Origin of the sequence: Marinitoga sp. 38H-ov, from assembly GCF_011057715.1 — a bacterium.
GTDB lineage: Bacteria > Thermotogota > Thermotogae > Petrotogales > Petrotogaceae > Marinitoga.
Window position 1 is genome coordinate 31,466 of record NZ_LNGH01000023.1, and the last position, 24,772, is coordinate 56,237.

Below are 24,772 nucleotides of genomic sequence, written 5' to 3' on the forward strand. Positions count from 1 at the left end.
AGAGCCCTTAAATGGGCTCTTTTGTTATTCTTATTGCATTTATATCCCAATATACAGCCAAACCATCAAAATTACATTTTTTTATTTCTTCAATTAAATTTAAAATTTTTTCCTTTTCATCAATAACTTCAATAATAATAGGTAAATCTTCACTTAATGTAAAAAAATCTACCCTATGAACATGATGTTTTTCTCCAAACCCCATTATTCCTTTTAATACCGTTACTCCTTTAATTCCTTTATCATAACATAATTTCATTATATACTTATAAACTGGTTCATGGCCACAGTGATCATTTTCCCCTAAATAGATCCTTAAAAAATTCATGTTCCCATCCTCCCTAAAGAGTATCCCAAAAACGAAAATAGTAATCCAAGTATTATACTTAAAGATAAATACAATAAAGAATATAAACTAAACGATTCTTCACTTAAAATTATAGTTTCATACATAAAGGTTGAAAATGTTGTAAAAGAGCCAATAAAACCCGTTGCAAAAAATAACATAAAACTTTTTGGTATTTCTAACTTATATACACTCAATGACATTAAAAAACTCAAAATAAATGCCCCTAAAATATTAACGAATAATGTCCCATACGGCATATTCCCTATAGAAAATAATGTATTTATATATTTAGATAATAAATATCTTAATATTGCTCCACAAAAGCCTCCTAAACCTATATATATTAAAGACATAAATACCTCCATAAATTTAAACGGAGCCTTTGGCCCCGTTTAAATTATTTTACTTTTTCTTTTAATTCTTTACCTGCTTTAAATTTAGGTACTTTTCCACCAGGAATTTCAATAGCTTCTTTAGTTTGTGGATTAACACCTTTTCTTGGTTTTCTTTCTACTACTTCAAAAGTTCCAAAACCAACAATCTTAACACTTTCTCCTTTTTCTAAAGCACCTGAAACTACTTCAACAAAAGAATCAACAAATAAAGCTGCTTCTTTCTTTGTAACATTAACTTTTTCAGCTAATGCACTAACTAATTCTTTTTTATTCATACATGCACCCCCTAAGTATTGATATAAACGCATTTCAAAGGAATTTTACCACATTTTTTTATTAAAATCAAGCAGTAATGTAAATTTTAAGAAGTTTTATTTGAGGTTTTTCTTTTATTTTTTTTATAATCTATAATAATATTGAATTTCTTTAAAAAAATACTAAAAATCATGTCACTTTTTAGAAACCACTCATGACTGGAATTGTAATATTTCTTTTGGTACAATATATTTGTCGGTTGGGGACGTGGTGCAGTTGGTTAGCATGCCGGTCTGTCACACCGGTGGCCGCGGGTTCGAGTCCCGTCGTCCCCGCCAGAGAAATCCCGGATTAATCCGGGATTTTTTTTAGTTATTTAAATATTACTTGATTAAAAAAAAAACATATTCAATTTTTATAATTTTGATTTAAACTGCATATTTTCTATTTATTTACTTATAATAACTATCTTAATAGTAACTAGGATTATTTCTTTTTAAAGTTTCAAATTCTACAGATATAATTTTTCATTTCTTTTTTTAACTTATATATATAGAAATCTATACTTTTTTCAATATATTTATATTATTCTTCCTAACTCTTAATATTTGTTTTATCTACTTAATATCAATTATATTAATTTTTTATTATATAAAAAACCCCGGCAATTGCCGGGGTTAATTGTTTTTTATTAGAAGCTTACTGAACCTTTTACGTAACCGTACCAGTGAATAGCTGAAGTCATTCCATAATTATCTTCTGTTCCAAAGTGGAATCCTGCTGTTACATTATCTGTATATGCATATGTTAAATCAGCTGTATATACTAATTCTCCTGGTTTCATAAATTCTTCATCAAAGTATGAACCATCTGAATCTGAATCTTTACCGCTAAAGTTTCTTACAACAAATGTAGCTGTAACTTTATCCATTGGTTTTAATTCAACTGTAGCCTTATAACCTAAATCAGTTGCATCCATTGTTGTTTCAGCATCTAAAATGTACCATGCATCAAACATAACTGATACCATATCTGCTTCATAACCAGCATTTGCATGTGCATTTACAACATATTCATCAGCAACTTTATCTAATGCTACTGATAATAATGTAACATCATAACCTGCTGAAATAGCATCCATTGTTGTTGAACCTGAAACTTTTGCTTTTAATGTAAATGGTGTTGCTAATTCTGTACCATCTGTTTTTGTAACTGTTAAATATTCTAAGTTAAATAAATCATGAACTTTGTTTGCATAAGTAACAGCATATGTGTATGAAATATCTCCTGGTAATGGTAATGTAATTGTATCTGTTAATTTTACATTACCTGCTACACCAAAGTCAGCTGATAAATCAGCACCAAAAGTAACTTTTGTTGCATCAGATATTGGTTTAACAAATTCAGGTAACATAGCTGATTTTGCATAATCAAATGTCATATGAGGTGTTACAGTAAACATACCAGCTTCATAATCTTTTTTGTAACCAGCATCTAACATATATGCTAATGAACCAGCATGTGAAGCTACTACTAAATCAGCTGTTAAACCTTCAACTGCATCTTTTCCTGTTGTTTCAAATGCTACTGCAAATCCTGTTTTTGTTGCTGGACCAGTTACAGCTAATCTTGTTGAATCTGCTGACCATGCTGCTGCTGTCATATTAACATCAAACATTGAAACTGTTAAATCTTTTTTACCAGCTAATAAGTCACCATTTAAGAATAATGTGTCACCTGTTGCATGTGCTGTTACATCATAATCTGAAGTTAAATCAACATATAAGAAATCTAATCCTAAATCTTTTAATGTTACTAATGCGTGTCTGTCTCCAACTTTTGGTAATTGTGCATTTCCATCATCATCATAAGTGTTGTAAACTATATATTTTGAATAATCTAAAATACCTGAATTATTGAAAACTGCTTTTAACATATCATCTTCATAAGTAATGCTACTTAGTGAAAATGCTGGGATTGTATCTTTAGCTACACCAACTAAATCTCCACTTAAAACAACTGTTAACATACCTGAATTACCGCCACCAAATGTTGCTGAATAACCTTGATAGAAAGCAGTTGTTACTTTTAATGAATTATCAAATTTTAAATCTAATCCGTTTTCATCAAAACCAATTTCAAAACTTACAGAACCTTCAAATACTGGATTTGTAACTGATAATGTTGCAGGAACTTCTGTAGCTGCAAAAGCAGATACCATAAGAGCTAAAGCCATAACTAAAGCTAGAACTTTCTTCATGCAAACAACCTCCTTAATAATAATTTAATTTGTAATAAACTGTAATTATTCTATCATATTTGTAAATAAAAGTCAAGACATTTTAACCTTAAATTAATTAATCCATCGACAAATTAATTATTTAACTACAAATGGAACAACTAAAGCTACTCCTGCTAATACTATTCCTACTAATGATAAAATATTAGCTCTGTTTATTTTTTCTTCATTAGCCATAACTTTTCCTTTTAATTCTTCATTTGATTTTGTTAATGTAATTAAAACATTTTGATTAGCTGTAACTGCAGATTCAATAGCACCTAATTTCATTTCTGAATTTTCAATTGAATCTGATAATGTTGATAATTTTTCAAATTTATCAGTTAAATCTAATACGTTATATTTTAATTCTAAGAAATTTTTAGAAATTGATGTTTTAAATGTTGAATAATCTTCTTGTAATGCATAAATATCATCTTGCATAGCTAATGTATCTTCTAAAATCATATCTGCATTATTAAATGCTCTATATGCAACTTTAGTAATAGTTTCTAATTCATTCATTGTTTTTGATAAATCTTTAGATAACATATCAACAGTTTCCATATCTGCTTTTTTAGATAACATATCTTTTAACATAGCATGTTCTTCAACATTCTTACCAGATACATAATCTAAATCAGCTTTAACAGTATCTAATTCTTCCCATAAACCATCAATATTTTCAACATTAACTGCAACATCATCTTTTAACATCATTAAATCATTTTCTAAATTTCCTAATTTTGTATTTAACATTTTCATTACTTCTTCTACTCTCATAATATCTTCTGATTTTGCTAATACAGGATCATTTTCAACAAATGTTAATGTGTCAGATAATAATACAGCAATTTCTGCTTTTGTTAAAACAACATCAGGATTAAAATTATCTTCCATCGGTATTATACCTCTGTTAGCTAAATCCATTACATAATCATATGCCCAATGATCTGCTGGAACATCTTTAAAAGCAAATGTAAATGCTCCAAATAAAACCAATACCAATACTAATAACGTTTTTTTCATACACTCTACCCCCTCTTTTGAATTTTGAATTTTTGTTTTTAAAACTTACTAATTTAATTATACTATAAAATTTGAAGAATTTTTAATTAGTTTTTAGTTTAAAAAATCTTCTTTTTCCAATTCTTAAGATTTCATCACCATTAATCACTAATAATTGGAAAGGATCATTAATTTTCTCATCATTTAATTTAACTGCTCCTTGATTAATAAGTCTTTTTGCTTCACTTTTACTAGAAACTGAATTTGTTTTTAATAATAAATCAACCGCTGAAATGCTTTTTTCTACTAAAATTTCATCCATTTCATCTGGAATATCTTTTTTTTGGAATACTTTAATAAATTCATTTTGAGCATAATTCGCTTTTTCTTCACCATGAAAAAATCTCACAATTTCAAAAGCTAAAACCATTTTAATATCTCTTGGATTAATAGAATTGTTTTTCATTTTTTCTTCGTATTCTAAAATTCTTTCTTCAGGTATATCGGTTGCTAATCTCATATACTTTAATATTAAAGTATCAGGAATAGACATAACCTTTCCATACATATCAAATGGTTCATCTTCAAAAGCTATATAATTATCATATGATTTACTCATTTTCAAATTACCATCTGTACCTTCAATTATTGGCATAGTTAAAACTATTTGTGGTTTTTGACCATAAGCTTCCTGCATTTTTCTACCAACTAAAAGATTGAATAATTGATCTGTACCTCCAATTTCCACATCTGCTTCAATCATTACAGAATCATATGCTTGAGCTAATGGATACATAAATTCAGATATACTAATAGGCTCATTATTTGCTAATCTTTTAGCAAAATCATCTCTTTCTAACATCCTAGCGACTGTATAATTAGAGGATAATTTAATTACATCATAAAATGTTAATTTATCTAACCACTCACTATTATATCTAATTTCAGTTTTTTCTGGATCCAAAATCTTAAATGCTTGTTTTTTATATGACTCAGCATTTTTTTCAACTTCTTCTTTAGTAAGCATGGGTCTCGTTTTAGAACGACCAGAAGGATCACCAATTCTCGCAGTGAAATCTCCAATAATTAACACTACTTGGTGACCTAAATCTTGAAACTCTCTTAACTTTTTTAAAACAACAGCATGCCCTAAATGCAAATCAGGCCTTGAAGGATCTACTCCCAATTTAACTCTTAAGATTTTTTTTGATTTCAATCGCTCTTTTAAATCCTCATCTGTAATAAAATCTATTGTATTTCTTTTAATAATATCAGATTGTTTTTCAAAATCCACTATTTATTCACCTCGCAAGAAGTGCTGCTACTACAAAACAAGAAATCATAAATAATATACCTGCCCATAATGCCATTTTTGCAGCAGGATCAAAACCTTTTTCTCTCCCAAACATTGTATGAGAAGCTCCAGAACCGAAAGCACCACCTAATTCAGCATTTTTTTGCATTCTTTGTAATGCAAAATAAATTAACGCAATAGATAAAACCAAATGAACTAAAACAGCTAGTATGGTTAATATTGACACTTCGACTTCCTCCTTTACAATAATATTGTATCTCAAAAAATATTATACACTAAATCAAATAATAATTCAAGTAAAAATAAGATACTATTTGTTTTATGAAGTTAATTTATGTGAAATAGATTTTAAACATATCATTGTTAAAATTGGAATGATATTAAAAAAAGAACAGGGAGGTGTTTATATGCCTATATATAGATATACTTGCGAAAATTGCAATCACGAATTCACAGTAATGCACGGCATGAATGAAGAACCCGAAATTTTATGCGAAAAATGCGGAGAAAAAGCAAAAAGAAGCATAGGAAAAATTGGTATATCATTTAAGGGTAGTGGATATTATATAACAGATTCAAAATCATCAGATAATAAAAAATAAGGCAGCTCATACGCTGCCTTTATCCCCCACTAATTATTAAATATTATCTTTTCCCCTTGCCACCTCTTTTCTTATCGAGTCTTCTTGAGTATTCAGATAATTTTCTGTCGCTGTCCTTTAAAAATTTTGTAAGTTTCTTTTCGAATTCATCATCTTTCTTTTCTTCTTGTTGTTGCATGTCTTCTGTTTTTAAGGAAAGTTCTACTTTTCCATCCTTTGTTTTCCCAATAATCTTACCTTCGAGTTCTTGACCTACTTTCAAAAAATCTGAAATGTTTTTTACATAGTCATTTGAAATCTTAGAAATATGAATGAATCCCTCTTCTCCAGATTCAAGTGTAACAAATGCTCCGAATTTTTTGATGTCTTTAACAGTTACCTTAACAGTTTCGCCAAATGCCATACTTTTAGCCACAAGTACTACCTCCATAAAATAATTTATATATAACAATATGGGAGGTTAACCTCCCACTTATGAGTTAAGAAATTTTGCGTATTTGTTTTTGAACTTTTGAACTCTTCCTTCTGTATCAATAATTTGAGAACTTGTTTCTCCCAAGAAGAATGGATGACATTTAGAACATACATCAACACGGAAGTTATCTTCTGTACTATACATTTGATGTTCAGCACCACATGCACATTTAACAGTGATAAGTTTCATTTCAGGGTGTATTCCTTTTTTCATGCATTTCACCTCTATATTATAATTTTTTTGTCTGAAAAATTATAACATATTCTCTTTTCATAGTCAAGGAATAATTTATATTTTAATGAACAATTATATTAAATTTTAATTTAAAGTTATTATTAAGATTTCGGGCGGAGCAAGAAATCTTATATTAAACCAAGCACCTAACCCTCTATTGATATACATTATTTTATTATCCTTAAAATTAATTTTACCTTTTAAATAAAAAGAATATTTTTTAATAAAAAATTTTGTAATAAACGGAATATACACTTGCCCACCATGAGTATGACCCGCTAAAATCAAATTCGCTTGATCAAATACTTCCTTATTATAAAATATTGTATCTGGAATATGTTCGAGAACTATTGTGTAATTAGATTCAGTTGTGTCAACATAACTTATTTTTTTATATATTGGAAGCCCTATTAATTTTATTGAAAAATTATCAAAAAATACGTTTATTGTGTTATCATTTATTACATGAATATTATTTTTATTATAAACATTATTTACTAATTCTATATTATAATAATCCCAATTACCATATACCGTATATACTGGTGCTATTTCACTTAATTTTTTAAAAAATTTATTTAAATCATTTTTATCTGTATTTTTAATTATTGAATCTCCTGTATACAATATAATATCAGGTTTTTCTTCTTTTATTTTATCTAATATTTTTTCATGAAAAAATATATATTTATACATATGCAAATCAGTAATATGCACAATTTTTATTTTTAAATCTAAATTCGGAACATCTATATGTAAATCCGTTTTTTTTACAGAAAAAGGTTCTATAAAAAATGAATATATCAGAATAAATATTAATACATAAAATAAATATCGAATTTTTCTCATATATAACCTTCCTATACCTTTAGATTTTTTATTAATTATACATAATCTTTGACATTCTACTTAAATAAATACTTAATATAAAAAATAACATTTATTATTTTATGTTAAAAATGATAAAATATAATTACACAAATATTAAAAAGGGGGATTATTATGGAAACAATTGCTATATTAAATTTAAATGGAGAAAGAATAGAAATAAATACCCATACTGTTTTTCCAGTAATATTATCTGATATAATGTATGAGGGTGATTTAGAATTAATGATGGCTGACTTAAAATCTAAAGAAAAACTAATATCAGAAGCTAGTAAAATTAAAAAAATTTCCGAATTTCTTCCTGGAATATTATCTAACTTTGTCACTAAACCTTTTATATTTTCTGAATTTATATCATATTTAAACGAATTCGATCTAAAACCTTCAGACTTTAATCACGCCACATTAAATGAATTATATGATATTATATTAGATTATGCAGATCATCACAATTTTGATGAACTTAAGAAAATTGTTAAATTCATGATTGAAATTGACCCAAATTATACTCCAGCATATGAAATACTAGGATCGGTTTTAATTGAAGAAGGTAATTTTTTAGAAGGTAAAAAATATTTAGAATTAGCTGTTAAACAAGACCCATGGAATATTGCTGCATTGTCAGAATTAGGAGACACATATTTTAATTTAGGAGAATACGAAAAAGCAGCTGAAGTATGGTTAAAAGAAGTTGAATTAATGCCGGAAAATACAGTTACTTATTTCATGATTGCTGATGCATTTAGACAAAGTGGAAATTTCAAAAATGCAGCAAGAATTTTAGAAAAATTTTTGCATAAATATCCAAAAAGCGTTTTAGCTAAATATGAATTAATGGATATTTACTATAAACTTGAAAGAAATATTGAAGCTGATGAATTAAAAGAAGAAATTTCGAATTCACAGCCAGAATATATAAGCGATTTAGAAATTTGGTCTAAAATAATGTTCCAAAATGGTAAATACGATAAAGTTGAAAAATTTATAAATAAATTCTTGAACAAAAATAATAATTATGAACATTTTAAAATATTACTAACTGTACCTCTTATTAAATCAGGCAAAGTTGAAGAAGCAAAAAATATAATCAATGAATTAAAAGATAAATATTCCTGGTATTATTTCGGTATAAAAAATATAATTGAAGAATATTTAAATGATGAGGAAAAATCTTTTTTCATGGATTAATGAAGATATATATATTATAATGAAATCTTTTAAACTAAATAAAAAAATACTACTCCCAATCATGATGGGAGTAGTATTTGTTATATTATATGGAAATTTCAATATTTTAATTTTTTTAATAAGTCTCATTGCCTTTTTTGATTTTAATACATTATATATACCAGATATTTTAAATTATTCACTAATCATTTTTGGGCTTATAAACTCAAACTTTATTAATATGATTATTAGTATAATTATTTTTTTTATTTTATTACCCTATTCCAAAAAGGACAAATTAGGATTCGGCGATATTAAATTAATATTTGGACTAACATTATATTATGGATATTATATCTTTTATATTATAATATTTTCTGTAATTTTATCCTTAATATTTTCAAAAAAAGAAAAAATTCCTTTAGGCTTTTATTTATATTGGGGAGTCGTTATTGAAAATATTTGGTTTTTCAATTTCAAGCCATTCTCCTTCTTTTAAATCTCCTAATAATATATTCCCTATAGCTATTCTTTTTAAATCCTTTACAGTTAAACCGACTGCTTTCATCATTCTTTTAATTTGATGATATTTACCTTCGGATATTTTTATTGTTATTATATTATTCTCAACCTTTTCTACAATGGCAGGTTTTGTAATAAAATCCTTTAAATCTATTCCTTCTTCTAATCTTTTTATTTTATCTTTTGTTATATCTCCCTCCACCATAACTTCATATGTTTTATATATATTTTTATTAGGTGAAATTATCCTATGAATAAGTTCTCCATCATTAGTTAAAAATAACAATCCATGTGCATCCTTATCTAGTCTCCCAGCTATAGATAATTCATCTTTAAATTTATGATCTATTAATTGCAATACATATTTATCTCTTGAATCATATGTAGATGATAAATAACCTATTGGTTTATTTATTATTATATATACTAATTTATGACCCTCTATTTTTTGATTATTATATTCTATAATATCATTATCAGATACTTTATAATCAACTTTTTTTATAATATTGCCATTAACCTTAATCAGTCCTTTTTTTATCAATTTTTTTACTTCGCTTCTTGATCCAATTTTAGCATTTACTAAAAATTTATCTAATCTATCCATTAAAATCTCCCTTTAATTACATATGAATATACATCTTCTAAAGATATCTTCATAATTCTATATTTACACTTAATATTATTTGATAATAAAATGTTGGAAAATTCGTTACTTGACAGCGGGGTTTCAATTATAGCAGTGTTTGAAGAAATAATTTTTACACCACTAATATTTTCATTATTTTTTAAATTGTCTATTTTTTCAAGATCTTCTGAACTTTCCAATTCTAATTCAAATATAGATAATTTATCTTCAAATTTTTTCATAATATTTATCATTTTATCTTGAATAATTATTTTTCCGTTTACTAAAACTGCTATTTCAGAAGCAATTTGTTCAACTTCCCACATATAATGCGAAGATATTAAAATAGTCTTATTATTCTTTAAATTTTGTTCCAATATATATTCTCTAATAAATCTAGAAGTTTCAACATCAATAGCTATTGTTGGTTCATCTAATAACAATAATTTAGGATCTTTAATCAAAGATCTTGCTATATTTAATTTTTGTTTATTCCCTGAGGACAAATTTTTTGTTAACCTATTTTTATATTGAGATAATCCAAAATCTTCTAATAAGCTTAACGCTCTTTTTTTTAAGTCAGTCTTAACATTACTAATCTTTCCAAAAAGAATAAGATTCTCATATGGTGTCAATTCATCCTCTAATACAGTATAATCAGAAACCAAACTAATAAAATTTCTTACCTTATTTTTTTCTTTTACTACATCAAACCCAAATGATTTTACCTCTCCCGATGAAGGTAAAATTAAGGTTGATACAATTTTCATTAAAGTAGATTTTCCAGCTCCATTTGGCCCTAATAACCCTACTATTTTACCTTCTTCTATTTCAAAATCAACATTATCTAATGCTACTACATCACCAAATTTTCTTGTAACGTTTTTTATTTCAATTGCTTTCATAATACACCTCACATATCGTACTTGATACTTTTCCTTAACCTTCTTTCCATATCTCTTTTAGCAATATCTTCCCTTTTATCATATAGTTTTTTCCCTTTTACTAAAGCAATTTCTACTTTAACCAATCCTTTTTCATTAAAATACATTTTTAATGGAATAATTGTTAAACCTTTTTCTTTTACCTTTTGATCTAATTTTAATATTTCATATTTGTGCATTAGCAATCTTCTTGGTCTTTCCGGATCATGATTAAATAAAGAAGCATTCTTATATTGACTAATATGGGCATTATATAAAAAAATTTCTCCTTTTTCAATTTTACAAAATGCATCTTTAAGATTAACTCTTCCTTCTCTTAAAGATTTTACTTCAGAACCTTTTAATTCAATTCCTGCCTCATATTTTTCTAAAATATGATATTGATATGTTGCTTGCTTATTATTAGTAATTATTTTCATTTATCTTCACCCGCTTCAAAAGATATTTTTTCTGAAAATTCATTTTTTCTTCTTATAGCTCTGTTAATTCTTTCAGCACGTTTTTTACCTATCCCGGGGACATTTATTAATTCTTCAATATTAGCTTTCATAAGAGTATCTAAATTTTTAAATGTCTCTACAACATTTCGTACAATTATTGAAGGAATTCTAGTTGAATATAGTAATCTAAACCCTCTTGGGGAAACAAAATATTCTTCTAAATCATTTTCTGTTTCTATATCATATCCTAATTTCTCTGATATTAATTTCATATTTAAAAAATCTTCTGTTTTTAATCCATCAAATAAACTTAAAGCGTCTTGCGGATATTGAAAATCCAATAAGTTTTTTGAATAATCCATTATTAATGCTCCTAAATATTTAGGAGTTACTCTATTAATTTCATTTATCTCTAATCTTGAACTCTCTGCAGCTTCTCCTAATTCTAATAGATATTTTTCTGCCTTTTCTGCCACCTTTAATGTCATAAATCCTTTTGATATAGCGTCTACTACATTATATAATATAACCCTATTTTCCATTTCTGCAATATTGATTTCTGATAATAAATCAAAAAATGTTTGTCTATATCTTTGAGCTACAGAAATTTCTTGGTTTAACCTTGGGAAAATTATTGTTTCGGGATATAATACTCTGCTATAATTTCCTTGATATATAGAAACTTGATTCCTTCTTTTCGATACAGCGATAAGCACTTCATTTGTTTGTTTTGCCATCCTTTCACCTGTTCTATGACGCATACCAGTTTGAAAACTTGGTATGCTACTTGAAGGGTTTAATTGAGTATTCGCATACAATATTTTTGTAGCGTCTTTATTCAAAACAATAGCGCCATCCATTTTAGCTAATTCATATAATCTTTCTGGTTCAAAATCTATATCAATAATAAACCCCAGCTGTATTAATCCATTATTTAAATGTTCTTCTGCTTTATCTGTTAAAAAAATTAATGCTCCTAAGTTTGCAGAAATTATTAAATCTATACCATTTCTAAGTTTTTTCCCTGGAGCTAATAAGCTCAGTATATCAGAAAAAATATCTTTCATACAAATCACTCCATTATGCAAAAAATTTATTCAATAAATCATTTAAATTTGATATAGAAATAATATTTTTATATTTCACCTTATAATCAGGAATTACAACTTTTTCTATTCCTAATTTATTTGAAAATTCTATCCTTTTTTCTAAATCTCTAATATTTCTAATATTACCATCAAGACCAATTTCACCAAAAACAACTATTGAGTTGCTAGTAGATATGTCAAAAAGAGAAGAAAGTAAAGCATATGCAATCGCTAAATCACTTGAAGTATCTGATATTTTAAATCCTCCTGAAGTACTTAAAAATATGTCTTTAGATTCTATAGGCAATCTCAATCTTTTACTTAATACTGCTATTATCATAAGCAATCTATCTAATGGAGCACCTGAAGTTACCCTTCTTGGATTACCATAAACTGGCTTACTAACCAATGCTTGAATTTCTATTGGAATTAATTTACTTCCTTCTTTTACAATAGTCAATACATTACCTGATGCATTCTTATAATCTTTTAAAAAATACTGCGTATATTCAGTTATAGGATTTAACCCTTTTTGCGTCATTTCAAACATCAATATTTCATCTGTAGGTCCATATCTGTTTTTTAATATTCTTAACATTCTAAGACCAGATGTTTTTTCAAGTTCAAATTGCAAAACTGCGTCTACCATATGTTCTAAAATTTTTGGCCCAGCTATCAATCCACCTTTAGTTACATGCCCTACTATTATTAAAGTAATTCCTCTCTTTTTACAATATTCCGATAAAAATCTAGTTACCTCTTTTACTTGCAAAATACTACCAGCATACGATGAAAAATTATCGGATTTTAATGTTTGGATAGAATCAATCAATAATATATCTGGTTTATTTTCTAAATTTTCCATTAAAGCTATCAATTTGTCCAAAGAATTCTCAAAAACTAAACCAATATTTTTCTTATTACTTTTTAATCCTATTCTATTAAATCTTTGAAACACTTGTTCAGCTGATTCTTCGCCTGAGACATAAATCACACTTTTTTTCTCAGCAATATTAGAAGATAATTGAGTTAAAAATGTACTTTTACCAATACCTGGTTCTCCAGCAAGCAAGTACACAGCGCTTTCTACTAAACCACCATTTAATATTTCATTTAATTCTTTAAATCCTGTATCAATTCTAACAGGTTCTTTTATTTCATCATTTAAAAATAAGATTTCAGATGGTTTCACATTTATATTATTATCAGAAATATCCGCGGTGTATTCCACCGCGGTATTCCATTCATTACATGAAGGACATTTTGCAAACCACTTTGTACTTTCATATCCACAATCTGAACAAACAAAATAATTTTGATTCTTTTTAGCCATTATAACACCTTCTGCTTAGACGCACTTCTTCCTTTTTTAAAGTGTATTTTGTTATTTTTAACTTCTATAATAACCTTATCTCCCTCTTTAAATCTTCCTTTTAATATCTCTTCAGCTAAAGGATCTTCCAAATATTTTTGAATAGCTCTTTTCAAAGGTCTTGCGCCAAAGATCGGATCAAATCCTTTTTCTATAAGGAAATCTACTGCTTCATTCTTAATTTTTATATGTAAATCTTTTTCTTTCAATCTTTTTTCTAAATCAGTTAATTGTATTTTTATAATCTCTTTCATATCTTTTTTAGTTAACGGATGGAAAACAACTGTTTCATCAAGTCTATTTAAAAATTCAGGTTTAAATGCTTTTTTTACTTCTTCCATAACCGATTGTTTTATCTCTTTATATTTACTTTCTTCCGTCTCCTCATCTACAAATCCCATAAATCTCTTTGTCTTATTAATAACTTCACTACCCAAATTACTTGTCATAATAATAATAGAATTTCTAAAATCAACTACTCTTCCCTGTGAATCTGTCAATCTGCCATCATCCATTATTTGAAGTAAAATATTATATACATCAGGATGTGCTTTTTCAATTTCATCAAGCAATATTACAGAATATGGCCTTCTTCTTACAGCCTCAGTTAATTGTCCTCCTTCATCATATCCCACATATCCTGGAGGAGCTCCAACTAATCTAGAAACATTGAATTTTTCCATATATTCTGACATATCAATTCTAACTAAGGCTTTTTCATCTCCAAATAAGTATTCGGCTATGGTTTTTGCAAGTTCTGTTTTTCCTACACCTGTTGGACCTAAAAACAAAAATACACCTGTTGGCCTTCTTGGATCTTTTATTCCACTTCTAGCGCGCCTTATTGCTTTGGCTACAGCATTAATTGCATCATCTTGACCAATAACTCTTTCATGTAAAACCGCTTCAAGATTAAGCAATCTTTCCATTTCTGACATTTCTAATTTTTTCAATGGAACCCCTGTCCAATCTGATACAACCTCTGATATATGTTCTTCAGTAATTTCAATTATCTCTTTTTCTGCATTTTCTCTCCATTCAAAATATTTTTTTGAATATTTTTCTTTCAATTTATTTATTTCAGATTTTAATTCTTCTACTTTGGTATAATCATTATTTTTTATCATATTGTCCTTTTGTTTTTCCAATCCTTCTATTTTATTCAATAATTTTTTTAAATTATCTGGTAAAGTCAAAGCTTTTAATCTTGCTCTAGCTCCAGATTCATCTATTAAGTCAACTGCTTTATCAGGTAAGAATCTATCTGTTATATATCTTAATGATAGGTTAACAGAAGCTTCTATAGCTTCATTTGTATATTTAACGTTATGATGTTCTTCATATTTATTTTTTATACCTTTTAATATAGCTATAGCTTCTTCATATGATGGTTCATTTACATATATTTTTTGAAATCTTCTTTCTAAAGCAGGATCTTTTTCAATAAATTTTCTATATTCAGATGGAGTTGTAGCTCCAATTATTGTAATATCACCACTAGCTAATGCCGGTTTTAAAACATTAGCCGCATCCATTGATGAACCTTCAGCTGCTCCAGCTTCTACTATCATATGCATCTCATCTATAAATAATATAATGTCTTTATTTTTCTCCAATACTTGCATTAATTTTTTCATTCTTTTTTCAAATTCACCACGATATTTAGTACCCGCTACTAATGAAGTTAAATCCAGGGAAAATATACATTTATCCTTTAACACCTCAGGCACATCACCTTTAATAATTCTTTCTGCTAGACCTTCTACAATAGCACTTTTTCCAACTCCAGCTTCTCCTATTAATACAGGATTATTTTTCTTTCTTCTGGATAATATTTCCATAACTCTTCTTATTTCAACATCTCTTCCTATAACTAGATCTAATTCATTTTTAGCTGCTTTTTCTGTCAAATCTACTCCATAACCCTCTAATTGTTTTAGCGCATTTTGTTTTTGTCTTACTCTTTCTTCATCTTCTTCTTTAAAAGTTTCAATTTCAGAAGAAGATTCTCCTTTATTTAACATTAAATCTGAAAGTTTTTTTCTCATTTCAACAAGATTTATTCCCAATCTTCTTAAAACGTGAGCCGCTATACCTTCACCTTCTCTACAAATACCAAGCAATAGATGTTCGGCATCTATTTGTGATGTTCCTAAAATTTCTGATTCATCGTATGCTAATTCAATAATTCTTTTAGCTCTTGGTGTTGGTTGTGGTGATGCTCCAACAATATTATGAGAAGCATTTACTCCAACTATATTAGTAATTTCAGTTTTTATTTTCCCATATGTTAGGTTATAATAAGAAAAAATTTGGGATAAGTATCTACCGTTTACCTTTAAAAGACCTAATAATAAATGCTCAGTTCCAACATATGGATGACCCATATATCTCGCTTCATTTTGCGCTTCTATAAATACCTTAGCTGCTCTATCTGTAAAGTTATCAAACATATTATCACCTCCATGTACATAATTATTTTAACACATTTTCATTAAATTAAGAAGATTTTTTTTAAAAATAAACTCGAAATTTATCACAGAATAAAGCCAACTAAAAAAATATTTTTAAAAAATTAAAATACTTTTCAAGAGAACTTTAAAGAAAAGGAGTTTAATTAGGAGGAAACTATCTAATTGGAGGCGGTCTTATGTCAGAATTTATTGTATTATTAATTACCATTATTGCTTACTATTTTATTATTTTTGCCAGAAGGGTTAAAAAATCCATTATAACTTTCTTTTTTGGAATTTTATTATTCATATTAAAACCTGTAGAAGGACTTGAATTTGATAATATTGGAAGAATAGTTAGTTTTGAAACTTTAGGTATCCTACTTGGCATGATGATCATTGTAGAAATACTAAAAGAAAGTGGGTTCTTTACATTTGCAGCGATAAACGCTATAAAAATTAGTCGTTATAAATTTTGGATAGTATTAATACTGCTAATGCTTCTAGTTACATTATTCTCCGCCTTTTTAGATAATTTAATAACTATAATGTTAATGGCTCCTATAATATTCCTATTAGCTGATACATTAGAAATAAATCCTGCCCCTTTAATGTTATTAACAATTGCTATAGATAATATTGGTGGTATGAGTACGTTAATTGGTAGTCCTTTAAATATAGTTTTAGGATCCATTGGAAATCTGGATTTTGCAAAATTTCTTAATGTAATGTTTCCTATTACAGCGTTATCATTTATATCCGTATTATTAATATTCAAATTCTCTAACAAATTCGATATTAAAGACTTTAATGAAAAATTAAAAACATTATCAGATATAGATCCTGAAAAAGCTATTGAAAATAAATCTCTTATGTATAAAGGAGTTATTGTATTTGCATTTGTCCTTGCTGGATTTATGTTACATTCAATAATAAATATCGATTTAGCATTAATTGCTTTGGCTGGTGCATTAATATTAATGCTATTAACTCAAAAGGATTTTGAAAGTATGTCTAAAGATCTTGATTGGGATACAATGTTTTTCTATGGAGGATTATTTACAATAGCTTTTTCATTAGAAGAAATTGGTGTTACTCAGGTTATTGCCAACTTATTTAATCCATTACTAGGAACTCCAATGATCTTAATGTTAGTAATAATGTGGTTATCTGCTTTTATTATCCCATTTTTAAGTGCAGTTCCTGGAACTTTAATTTTAGCTCCAGTTGTTAAATTATTGATTATGAACGGTGCACCATTTGAATTATGGTACGCATATGCGATAGGGGCAAATATAGGAACAAATTTAACTCCTTTAGGCGCAGTTCAAAATATTGTTGGAGTTTCTTTATTAGAAAAAAATTATAATAAAACAATTACATTTTCTGAATATATGAAAAATTCATTTATTATGGTTTTAATTCCATTAATATTAGGTTCATTCTATATTCTATTTATTTAATGGAGATGATAATATGACTATTTTTGAGAAAAAAATTAATAATATAACTTTTAAAATAGTCGTTGGAGATATTACACAAGAAGATACTGATGCAATTGTAAACGCAGCTAATTCATATTTATCACATGGTGGCGGAGTAGCTGCTGCTATTGTAAAAGCTGGTGGATATAATATACAAAAAGAAAGTGATGATTATATCAAAAAAAATGGTATAATAAAACCAGGAGAAGTTGCTATAACAACTGGAGGAAATTTAAAAGCCAAATATATTATCCATGCTGTTGGACCTGTTTGGCATGGCGGATTTGAAAATGAAGAAAATATATTGTACAATGCCATTTTTAACTCTTTAAAAAAAGCCGATAATATAAATTTAAATTCAATTTCTTTCCCTGCTATTAGCTCGGGTATATTTGGTTATCCATTTGATAACGCCTGTAAAATATATTTTAAAGCCGTAAAAGATTTCTCTAAAATATCTAAAAACATAAAAGAAATAAGATTTTGTTTAATAGATAAAAATAAAGCTAATAGGTTTAAAGAAATTATAGGAGGATAATATGGCCACGTTGAAAATACATAATAATGAAAAAAAAAGAAAGAAGATTATTTTAAAAAAGGAAGATGAAAAACATTCTCATGAAGAGAACATAAATCACATAATATCAGGAAATGCAGGAATTGGTTGGTTAAAAATTGTATTTTCTAGCTTTAATTTTTTAATATCATTAATATTATTATCTTTTTTCTTTATTATCAACTTTCAAAAAACTTTAATTCAAAGTATGATTGGAGATCAATTTTCTTTTAATGTACTAAATATTATTATACTCACATCACTTTTTTTTATTTATAGTATAATAGAACAATTAAATGCTATTTATTATCTTAAAGGAAATTATAAAATTACTAAATATACTGCTATTTTAAAATTGTTTATTTCATTAATTATGATATTTACAATAATATTCATTATCTTTAAAAGTGGTATTCAATGGTTTGGAATTTCATTATTCGGAAATACTTCTTTAGGAAAAAATCAACTTTTTTATATCCCAAGTATTATTTACTTAACTTATTCAATTTTCTTATCTTTATTATCTTACTATGATTTATTAAAATAATGGAGCCAAGCTCCATATTATTTTTAATAACAATGTTAATAATTATAATTATATATTAATAATATATTTGGAGGTGAAATGATGGAAAAATATAATATTGTTATAATAGGTGGAGTAGCTGCTGGAACAAGTGCTGCTGCAAGTGCAAAAAGAATAAATAATAGCTTAAACATAGCTATTTTTCAAAAAGAACCTTATATTTCATATGGAGGTTGTGGTCTACCTTATGTAATTAGTGGCGATGTTGAATCCCCAGAGTCAGTTATTGCTCTAACTCCTGAATTATTTAAAGAAAAAAAAGGTGCTGATGTTTTTGTAAATAACGAAGTATATGATATTGATTTTTCAAATAAAATAGTATATGTAAAAAATAATTCAGAAGAAAAAAAGATACAATATGATAAGTTAGTTATTTCTACAGGTGCTTCTCCTATAATTCCAAACTTTAAAGCATGGGGAGAAAACGGTATATTTAAATTAAGAAATCCTGATGATGCAAAAAATATATTAAATTTTATTAAATCACATAACCCAAAAAAAGCTGTTATAATAGGCGGTGGATTTATTGGTATAGAAACCGCTGAAGCATTAAAAAAACATAATATGGATATTACTATAATAGAAGGAACAGATCATTTACTTGGAAACATAGAACCAGAAATACACGAAGAGTTTATTAATGCTTTGAAAGAGAAAGGTATAAATGTTGTATTTAATACTTTCGCTAAAGATATAACAAAAGAAAATAATTCATTTAAAGTTATTACAGATAATAATACTTTTGAAGCTGATATGGTTATTGTTTCTATAGGCGTAAGGCCTAATACTGAATTTTTAAAGAATAAAGGATTAAATATGGCAAGAAATGGAGCTATTATTGTTAACGACAAAATGGAAACAAATATCAATGATGTTTATTCAGCTGGAGATTGTGCTACTGTAAATCATTATATTACTAAAGAAAATGTATATATACCGCTTGGAACTACTGCTAATAAACAAGGCAGAATAGCTGGTAAAAATATTGCTGGAGAAAACGATTCTTTTGTTGGAGTGGTTGGATCTTTAATTACAAAATTTGAAGATATTGAATATGCAAAAACCGGTTTAACTTTAAAAGAAGCTATTGAAAAGGGATTTAACGCAGATTCCGTATATATAAAATCAGGTAGCAGAGCTCATTATTATAAAGGGTCAAAAAAAATAAAAATGAAATTAATATTTGAGAAAAAAACTGGTAGAATTTTGGGCGGCCAATTTATTGGCGGTGAAATTCACCCTAGATTAAATACTATTACTTCTTTGATATATAACAACGGAACAGTAGAAATGTTGAGAAATATGGATTTAGCATACTCTCCTCCATTTTCTCCAGTTTGGGATATAGATTTAGTAGCAGCTACTCAAGCTATTAAAAAATTATAATGGGGTTCTTAAGAACCTCATTATTTTTATTTAAACTTATACATAATTTTAAATAAATGTGATATAGTTATGTAGTCAAAGGAGGTCTTCACATGAAAATTTCTGATTTTTTACTTTCAAAATTAGGTTTTGACCCTTTTAATCTTCAAGGAGATATAGAATTAAACAATTTTCTAATTTTAAGACTACATAACCCAATTAATGAAAAAGAAGAAAGAGATATAAAGAAATTTTTTTCGAGATTAATGAAAATGCCTGTTAAAATTGAATTATCTTCTCATAACAATATTGAATACTTATTGGATAACTGGATAAATTTAATTAATGGTAGCGACGAAGAAAATTATCTAAGATTTTTAATGCCAGATATTTTAAATAATGAATTAATCTTTAGAGTTTCAAATAAATTTGCTTTGGAAAGAATGAAAAAAAATAAAAAAGTAATAGAAAATATTTTAGAAAGAAGTTTAGGATTTATACCTAATTATGAATTTATTTTTGATGAAACTCTTAATATTGATTACTCTGATAATTCTTCAGAGAATGAAACATATATTAATGAAACATATATTATCGATGAGCCAGATAATAATAATAATAATAATAATACTTTAACTAATGATAAAAACAATAATGATAGTAAAATTATTTTAGGGAATCCAATTAACAAAGTTTCCATCCCTTTAAATAAATTAAATGAATTTATGTATCAAACTCCAAAAGTTGTAGTTGAAGGGACAGTTTTTTATAAAGAATTTAATGATAGAGCCATTATTTTAATAATGTATATAACTGATAATAATGATTCAATTACAATTAAAATATTTAAAAATAATGCAGAAATGATTAACAGCAAAATAAAAGAAGGAGATTATATAAAAATTGAAGGTAAAGTAAGTTATGATGAATATCAACGAGAATATGTTATTATACCTGATAATATTATGAAAATAGACAAAGTTGACAGAATCGATGATGCTGCGGAAAAAAGAGTTGAATTACATGCTCATTCGAAATTCAGTGCTTTAGACTCTGTATTAGATGTTGACGAATTAGTAAAGACTGCTTCAAAATGGGGTCATAAAGCAATTGCTATTACAGATCATGAAGTAGTTCAGTCAATTCCTACATTTTATAGCTCTGCCAAAAAAAATAACATTAAACCTATTTTTGGTTGTGAAATAAATATAGTTAATAATAAGATTTCAATAATAAATAATTTTACTGAAGATATAGATTTTAATTCAAATTTTGTTGTTTTTGACTTTGAAACAACTGGTTTTGATCCAAATATAGAGGAAATAATAGAATTTGGTGCTGTTAAAATCGAAAATGGAGAAATTACCGATGTATTTCATAAGCTAGTTAAACCTAAAAAAAACGTTCCACAAAAAATACAAGAAATAACTGGTATTACTAATGAAATGCTTATTGACGCCCCCTCAATTGATGAAGTTTTACCTGAATTCATAAAATTTATTGAAAATTCAGTTTTAGTTGCTCATAATGCTAATTTTGATTACAGGTTTTTAAGAAGATGGACAAAAGATGTAATGAATATAGAAATAAAAATACCATATATTGACACATTAGCTATGGCTAGAGCCCTATTAAATCTAAGAGGCGGCCATTCTCTTGATAAAGTTGTTAAAGCTCTTGGTTTAGGGAATTTCGAACATCATAGAGCCCATGAAGACGCTAAAGTAACGGCTTATGCATTTTTAAAATTGTTGGACAAAGCTAAAGGAAGAGGAATTAAAAACATTAATGGCTTAATAAATCTAGAAAAAATGATAGACTTTAAAAAATTAAGAAAATATCATGCCACTGTTTTAGTAAAAAATAGAACTGGTTTAAAAAATTTGTATAAGCTAATTTCTAAAGCTCATACCGAATATTTCTATAGAGATACTACAGTATTATTAAGTGAATTGCTCGAAAATAGGGAAGGATTATTAATTGGTAGCGGGTGCTCTAAAAATATTATATTTGAAGAATACTCAAAAGGGGCATCTGATGATGAAATTGATACATTAATTAGTTTATTTGATTATATTGAAATACAGCCTTTAGACAGTGTAGAACATCCTGGAGTAGATAAGGATAAGATTAAAGAATTTTTTAAATATTTGTATAAATCAGCAAGCAAATTCAATATACCCATTGTTATGACTAGTAATGCTCATTATTTAAATATTGAAGATAAAAAAGCACGAGATGCTTTGATTATTGGTTCTGCAACTAAAGGTCAAAAGAAAACTGTATATAATTCTAATAAATACTTTAGAACTACAAATGAAATGTTAGATGCTGCATATGAAATTTTTGAAGATAAGAATATAGCAAAAGAAATAGTTATAGAAAACACAAATAAAATAGCTGATTTAATAGAAGAAATACAACCTTTAGAAGGAAAATTACATCCTCCAATAATAGACGGTGCTGATGAAACCGTTAGAGAATTAAGCTGGAAAACTGCAAAAGAAATATATGGTGATCCACTACCTGAAATTGTTAGAGCAAGAATAGAAAGAGAGTTAAACTCTATTATTAATCATGGATATGCAGTTTTATATTTAATGGCTCAAAAAATTGTTAAAAAATCTAATGATGATGGATATTTGGTAGGTTCAAGGGGTTCTGTTGGTTCTTCTTTAGTTGCCACTATGATGGGAATAACAGAGGTAAATCCACTACCTCCACATTATATATGCCCTGATTGTAAATATAGCGAATTTATAACAGATGGCTCATTTGATTCAGGATATGATTTACCTGATAAAAAATGCCCCAAATGTGGAACAGAATTATATAAAAATGGTCAAGATATACCTTTTGAAACATTTATGGGATTTGAAGGAGATAAAGTTCCTGATATTGATTTGAATTTTTCTGGTGAATATCAATCTAGAGCTCATAAATTTATTGAAGAACTTTTTGGTGCGGATCATGTTTTTAGAGCTGGAACTATTTCTACAGTTGCCGAAAAAACAGCATATGGATATGTAAGGAAATACTCAGAAGAAATTGGAGAAGAATTAAAAACTCCAGAGGTTATTAGATTAGCAAAAAAGATAGAAGGTTCAAGGAGAACCACAGGGCAACATCCTGGAGGATTAATGATCGTCCCTAAAACAATGGATGTGTATGATTTCACACCTGTTCAGTTCCCTGCTAATGATAAAAAAGCAAATACAATGACTACACATTTTGATTATCACGTAATTCATGACGACTTAGTTAAGTTAGACGCACTTGGACACGATGACCCTACATTTTTAAAAATGTTAAGTGATTTAACAGGAATTGAATACAAAAACATAAAAATGGATGATAAAGATACTATGTCTATTTTTTCATCTTCTAAAGTTTTAGGAGTTGACTTAACCTCTGATTTAAAAACAACAGTTGGAACACTTGGAATCCCAGAATTCGGAACACAATTTGTAAGGGGAATGCTTGAAGAAACTAAACCTAAAACATTTGCTGCATTAGTTAGAATTTCTGGATTATCACATGGTACTGATGTGTGGTTAAACAATGCAAGAGATTTAATTGTATCAAAACAAGCAACTGTTGATGAAGTAATTGCATGTCGTGACGATATTATGAATTATTTAATTCAAAAAGGATTAGATAAAAAACACTCATTTTTTATCATGGAAAAAGTAAGAAAAGGAAAAGGACTTTCTGATGAAGATGAAGAAGAAATGAAAAAAAATAACGTTCCAAATTGGTTTATTAATTCTTGTAAAAAAATAAAATATCTTTTCCCAAAAGCACATGCTGCAGCTTATGTTAGTATGGCATTTAGAATTGCTTATTTCAAAGTTCATTATCCTTTAGCCTTTTATGCTACATATTTCTCTGTAAAAGGTGATGAATTTAATACAGAAATTATTCTAAAAGGCAAAAATGCTATTAGATCTAGAATATTTGAATTAAAATCATTAAAATCTTTAGATGTCAAAGAAAAAAATGAACTTACTGTTTTAGAAATAGCCTATGAAATGATATTACGAGGATTTGGTTTTTTACCTCCGGATATATATAAATCCGATGCTAAGAATTTTATTATTGAAGGAAAAAATCTAAGAATACCTTTTATTAAAGTTCCTAATTTAGGAGAAAAAGCTGCAATTAGTATTCTTGAGGCTAGAAAAGAAAAAGAATTTTTATCAATCGAAGATTTATTAAATAGAACTGGAATTAATAAAACTACAATTGAAACATTTAGAAAATTAGGAATGTTAAAAGGTCTTCCAGAAAAAAATCAAGTTAACTTATTTGAAGGTTTAATATAATTAGAAATCCAGCGCAAAGCTGGATTTCTTTTTTTGGCTGTCT

The 24,772-nt window shown here is 27.2% G+C and carries 23 protein-coding genes and 1 tRNA gene; 8 read left to right on the plus strand and 16 right to left on the minus strand.

Annotation, left to right across the window (positions count from 1 at the left end; genetic code table 11):
- Positions 1 to 7: 7 nt before the first annotated feature.
- From AS160_RS07400 to AS160_RS07410, 3 genes are read right to left on the minus strand one after another with little or no spacing between them, the layout of a single operon-like run.
- Positions 8 to 328: a DUF190 domain-containing protein gene (locus AS160_RS07400; RefSeq protein ID WP_165147131.1), complete on the minus strand. Its 321-nt coding sequence runs from the start codon at positions 326 to 328 to the stop codon at positions 8 to 10.
- Positions 325 to 702, minus strand: coding sequence for a fluoride efflux transporter CrcB (gene crcB, locus AS160_RS07405; RefSeq protein ID WP_165147134.1), 378 nt, complete (start codon positions 700 to 702; stop codon positions 325 to 327). The genes AS160_RS07400 and crcB overlap by 4 nt, the downstream gene beginning before the upstream one ends.
- A gap of 44 nt (positions 703 to 746) precedes the next feature.
- Positions 747 to 1,019, minus strand: a complete 273-nt coding sequence (locus AS160_RS07410) for an HU family DNA-binding protein (RefSeq protein WP_165147137.1) — start codon at positions 1,017 to 1,019, stop codon at positions 747 to 749.
- Between the two features lie 241 nt (positions 1,020 to 1,260).
- Here AS160_RS07410 and AS160_RS07415 point away from each other — a divergent pair.
- A tRNA-Asp gene (locus AS160_RS07415) sits at positions 1,261 to 1,337 on the plus strand.
- Between the two features lie 353 nt (positions 1,338 to 1,690).
- On the opposite strand, the gene AS160_RS07420 is transcribed toward AS160_RS07415, so the two are convergent.
- From AS160_RS07420 to secG, 4 genes are all read right to left on the minus strand, one after another.
- Positions 1,691 to 3,259: a hypothetical protein gene (locus AS160_RS07420; RefSeq protein ID WP_165147140.1), complete on the minus strand. Its 1,569-nt coding sequence runs from the start codon at positions 3,257 to 3,259 to the stop codon at positions 1,691 to 1,693.
- A gap of 117 nt (positions 3,260 to 3,376) precedes the next feature.
- Positions 3,377 to 4,306, minus strand: a complete 930-nt coding sequence (locus AS160_RS07425; protein ID WP_165147143.1) for an S-layer homology domain-containing protein — start codon at positions 4,304 to 4,306, stop codon at positions 3,377 to 3,379.
- An 82-nt stretch (positions 4,307 to 4,388) separates the two neighbouring features.
- A complete protein-coding gene (gene tyrS / locus AS160_RS07430; RefSeq protein WP_165147146.1) occupies positions 4,389 to 5,579 on the minus strand; it encodes a tyrosine--tRNA ligase in 1,191 nt (396 codons plus the stop codon).
- 7 nt (positions 5,580 to 5,586) lie between these two features.
- Positions 5,587 to 5,826 carry a preprotein translocase subunit SecG gene (secG, locus tag AS160_RS07435; RefSeq protein ID WP_165147149.1) on the minus strand — a complete coding sequence of 80 codons (240 nt, stop codon included), beginning with the start codon at positions 5,824 to 5,826 and terminating at the stop codon, positions 5,587 to 5,589.
- A gap of 181 nt (positions 5,827 to 6,007) precedes the next feature.
- Here secG and AS160_RS07440 point away from each other — a divergent pair, with 181 nt between their 5' ends.
- Positions 6,008 to 6,202 (plus strand): FmdB family zinc ribbon protein, encoded by a 195-nt coding sequence (locus AS160_RS07440; protein WP_165147152.1) that lies wholly within the window; start codon positions 6,008 to 6,010, stop codon positions 6,200 to 6,202.
- A gap of 43 nt (positions 6,203 to 6,245) precedes the next feature.
- Here AS160_RS07440 and AS160_RS07445 read toward each other — a convergent pair whose 3' ends face one another.
- The 3 genes from AS160_RS07445 to AS160_RS07455 all read right to left on the minus strand — a co-directional run bounded on the left by AS160_RS07445 (position 6,246) and on the right by AS160_RS07455 (position 7,760).
- Positions 6,246 to 6,605, minus strand: a complete 360-nt coding sequence (locus AS160_RS07445; RefSeq protein WP_165147427.1) for a S1 RNA-binding domain-containing protein — start codon at positions 6,603 to 6,605, stop codon at positions 6,246 to 6,248.
- A 69-nt stretch (positions 6,606 to 6,674) separates the two neighbouring features.
- A complete protein-coding gene (gene rpmE, locus AS160_RS07450) occupies positions 6,675 to 6,890 on the minus strand; it encodes a 50S ribosomal protein L31 (protein WP_165147155.1) in 216 nt (71 codons plus the stop codon).
- Positions 6,891 to 6,995: 105 nt separating this feature from the next.
- Positions 6,996 to 7,760: a metallophosphoesterase gene (locus AS160_RS07455; protein WP_165147158.1), complete on the minus strand. Its 765-nt coding sequence runs from the start codon at positions 7,758 to 7,760 to the stop codon at positions 6,996 to 6,998.
- A gap of 153 nt (positions 7,761 to 7,913) precedes the next feature.
- Between AS160_RS07455 and AS160_RS07460 the strand changes: the two genes are divergently transcribed.
- Entirely contained in the window at positions 7,914 to 8,987 is a 1,074-nt protein-coding gene (locus AS160_RS07460; protein ID WP_165147161.1) for a tetratricopeptide repeat protein, read from the plus strand.
- Between the two features lie 412 nt (positions 8,988 to 9,399).
- Here AS160_RS07460 and AS160_RS07470 read toward each other — a convergent pair whose 3' ends face one another.
- The 6 genes from AS160_RS07470 to AS160_RS07495 are packed head-to-tail and all read right to left on the minus strand — an operon-like array spanning position 9,400 to position 16,413.
- Positions 9,400 to 10,095, minus strand: a complete 696-nt coding sequence (locus AS160_RS07470) for a pseudouridine synthase (RefSeq protein WP_165147167.1) — start codon at positions 10,093 to 10,095, stop codon at positions 9,400 to 9,402.
- Positions 10,095 to 11,021 carry an ABC transporter ATP-binding protein gene (locus AS160_RS07475; protein WP_241244240.1) on the minus strand — a complete coding sequence of 309 codons (927 nt, stop codon included), beginning with the start codon at positions 11,019 to 11,021 and terminating at the stop codon, positions 10,095 to 10,097. The genes AS160_RS07470 and AS160_RS07475 overlap by 1 nt, the downstream gene beginning before the upstream one ends.
- Before the next feature lie 8 nt (positions 11,022 to 11,029).
- Complete coding sequence (smpB, locus tag AS160_RS07480) at positions 11,030 to 11,479, minus strand: SsrA-binding protein SmpB (RefSeq protein ID WP_165147170.1); 450 nt, start codon at positions 11,477 to 11,479, stop codon at positions 11,030 to 11,032.
- Positions 11,476 to 12,567 (minus strand): DNA integrity scanning diadenylate cyclase DisA, encoded by a 1,092-nt coding sequence (gene disA, locus AS160_RS07485; RefSeq protein ID WP_165147172.1) that lies wholly within the window; start codon positions 12,565 to 12,567, stop codon positions 11,476 to 11,478. The genes smpB and disA overlap by 4 nt, the downstream gene beginning before the upstream one ends.
- Positions 12,568 to 12,580: 13 nt before the next feature.
- A complete protein-coding gene (gene radA, locus AS160_RS07490; RefSeq protein WP_165147174.1) occupies positions 12,581 to 13,921 on the minus strand; it encodes a DNA repair protein RadA in 1,341 nt (446 codons plus the stop codon).
- Complete coding sequence (locus tag AS160_RS07495; RefSeq protein WP_165147176.1) at positions 13,921 to 16,413, minus strand: ATP-dependent Clp protease ATP-binding subunit; 2,493 nt, start codon at positions 16,411 to 16,413, stop codon at positions 13,921 to 13,923. Before AS160_RS07495 ends, radA begins: the two co-directional genes overlap by 1 nt.
- Positions 16,414 to 16,610: 197 nt before the next feature.
- Between AS160_RS07495 and AS160_RS07500 the strand changes: the two genes are divergently transcribed.
- The 5 genes from AS160_RS07500 to AS160_RS07520 all read left to right on the plus strand — a co-directional run bounded on the left by AS160_RS07500 (position 16,611) and on the right by AS160_RS07520 (position 24,729).
- Positions 16,611 to 17,876 (plus strand): SLC13 family permease, encoded by a 1,266-nt coding sequence (locus tag AS160_RS07500; protein ID WP_165147178.1) that lies wholly within the window; start codon positions 16,611 to 16,613, stop codon positions 17,874 to 17,876.
- Positions 17,877 to 17,889: 13 nt separating this feature from the next.
- Positions 17,890 to 18,435, plus strand: coding sequence for a macro domain-containing protein (locus AS160_RS07505; RefSeq protein ID WP_165147180.1), 546 nt, complete (start codon positions 17,890 to 17,892; stop codon positions 18,433 to 18,435).
- A 1-nt stretch (position 18,436) separates the two neighbouring features.
- On the plus strand, positions 18,437 to 19,000 hold the full coding sequence (locus AS160_RS07510; RefSeq protein WP_165147182.1) for a hypothetical protein: 564 nt from the start codon (positions 18,437 to 18,439) through the stop codon (positions 18,998 to 19,000).
- An 81-nt stretch (positions 19,001 to 19,081) separates the two neighbouring features.
- Positions 19,082 to 20,425 (plus strand): FAD-dependent oxidoreductase, encoded by a 1,344-nt coding sequence (locus tag AS160_RS07515; protein WP_165147184.1) that lies wholly within the window; start codon positions 19,082 to 19,084, stop codon positions 20,423 to 20,425.
- Positions 20,426 to 20,517: 92 nt separating this feature from the next.
- A complete protein-coding gene (locus AS160_RS07520; RefSeq protein ID WP_165147187.1) occupies positions 20,518 to 24,729 on the plus strand; it encodes a PolC-type DNA polymerase III in 4,212 nt (1,403 codons plus the stop codon).
- Positions 24,730 to 24,772: the final 43 nt, after the last annotated feature.

Coding starts and splice junctions, on each gene's coding strand:
- rpmE (WP_165147155.1), bottom strand. CDS start 6,890: ATGAAAAAAGGAATACACCCTGAAATGAAACTTATCACTGTTAAATGT.
- AS160_RS07460 (WP_165147161.1), top strand. CDS start 7,914: ATGGAAACAATTGCTATATTAAATTTAAATGGAGAAAGAATAGAAATA.
- AS160_RS07510 (WP_165147182.1), top strand. CDS start 18,437: ATGGCCACGTTGAAAATACATAATAATGAAAAAAAAAGAAAGAAGATT.
- crcB (WP_165147134.1), bottom strand. CDS start 702: ATGTCTTTAATATATATAGGTTTAGGAGGCTTTTGTGGAGCAATATTA.
- AS160_RS07470 (WP_165147167.1), bottom strand. CDS start 10,095: ATGGATAGATTAGATAAATTTTTAGTAAATGCTAAAATTGGATCAAGA.
- AS160_RS07445 (WP_165147427.1), bottom strand. CDS start 6,605: ATGGCATTTGGCGAAACTGTTAAGGTAACTGTTAAAGACATCAAAAAA.
- AS160_RS07420 (WP_165147140.1), bottom strand. CDS start 3,259: ATGAAGAAAGTTCTAGCTTTAGTTATGGCTTTAGCTCTTATGGTATCT.
- AS160_RS07410 (WP_165147137.1), bottom strand. CDS start 1,019: ATGAATAAAAAAGAATTAGTTAGTGCATTAGCTGAAAAAGTTAATGTT.
- AS160_RS07455 (WP_165147158.1), bottom strand. CDS start 7,760: ATGAGAAAAATTCGATATTTATTTTATGTATTAATATTTATTCTGATA.
- AS160_RS07500 (WP_165147178.1), top strand. CDS start 16,611: ATGTCAGAATTTATTGTATTATTAATTACCATTATTGCTTACTATTTT.
- AS160_RS07440 (WP_165147152.1), top strand. CDS start 6,008: ATGCCTATATATAGATATACTTGCGAAAATTGCAATCACGAATTCACA.
- AS160_RS07475 (WP_241244240.1), bottom strand. CDS start 11,021: ATGAAAGCAATTGAAATAAAAAACGTTACAAGAAAATTTGGTGATGTA.
- AS160_RS07520 (WP_165147187.1), top strand. CDS start 20,518: ATGAAAATTTCTGATTTTTTACTTTCAAAATTAGGTTTTGACCCTTTT.
- AS160_RS07495 (WP_165147176.1), bottom strand. CDS start 16,413: ATGTTTGATAACTTTACAGATAGAGCAGCTAAGGTATTTATAGAAGCG.
- AS160_RS07425 (WP_165147143.1), bottom strand. CDS start 4,306: ATGAAAAAAACGTTATTAGTATTGGTATTGGTTTTATTTGGAGCATTT.
- disA (WP_165147172.1), bottom strand. CDS start 12,567: ATGAAAGATATTTTTTCTGATATACTGAGCTTATTAGCTCCAGGGAAA.
- AS160_RS07400 (WP_165147131.1), bottom strand. CDS start 328: ATGAATTTTTTAAGGATCTATTTAGGGGAAAATGATCACTGTGGCCAT.
- AS160_RS07515 (WP_165147184.1), top strand. CDS start 19,082: ATGGAAAAATATAATATTGTTATAATAGGTGGAGTAGCTGCTGGAACA.
- smpB (WP_165147170.1), bottom strand. CDS start 11,479: ATGAAAATAATTACTAATAATAAGCAAGCAACATATCAATATCATATT.
- AS160_RS07505 (WP_165147180.1), top strand. CDS start 17,890: ATGACTATTTTTGAGAAAAAAATTAATAATATAACTTTTAAAATAGTC.
- radA (WP_165147174.1), bottom strand. CDS start 13,921: ATGGCTAAAAAGAATCAAAATTATTTTGTTTGTTCAGATTGTGGATAT.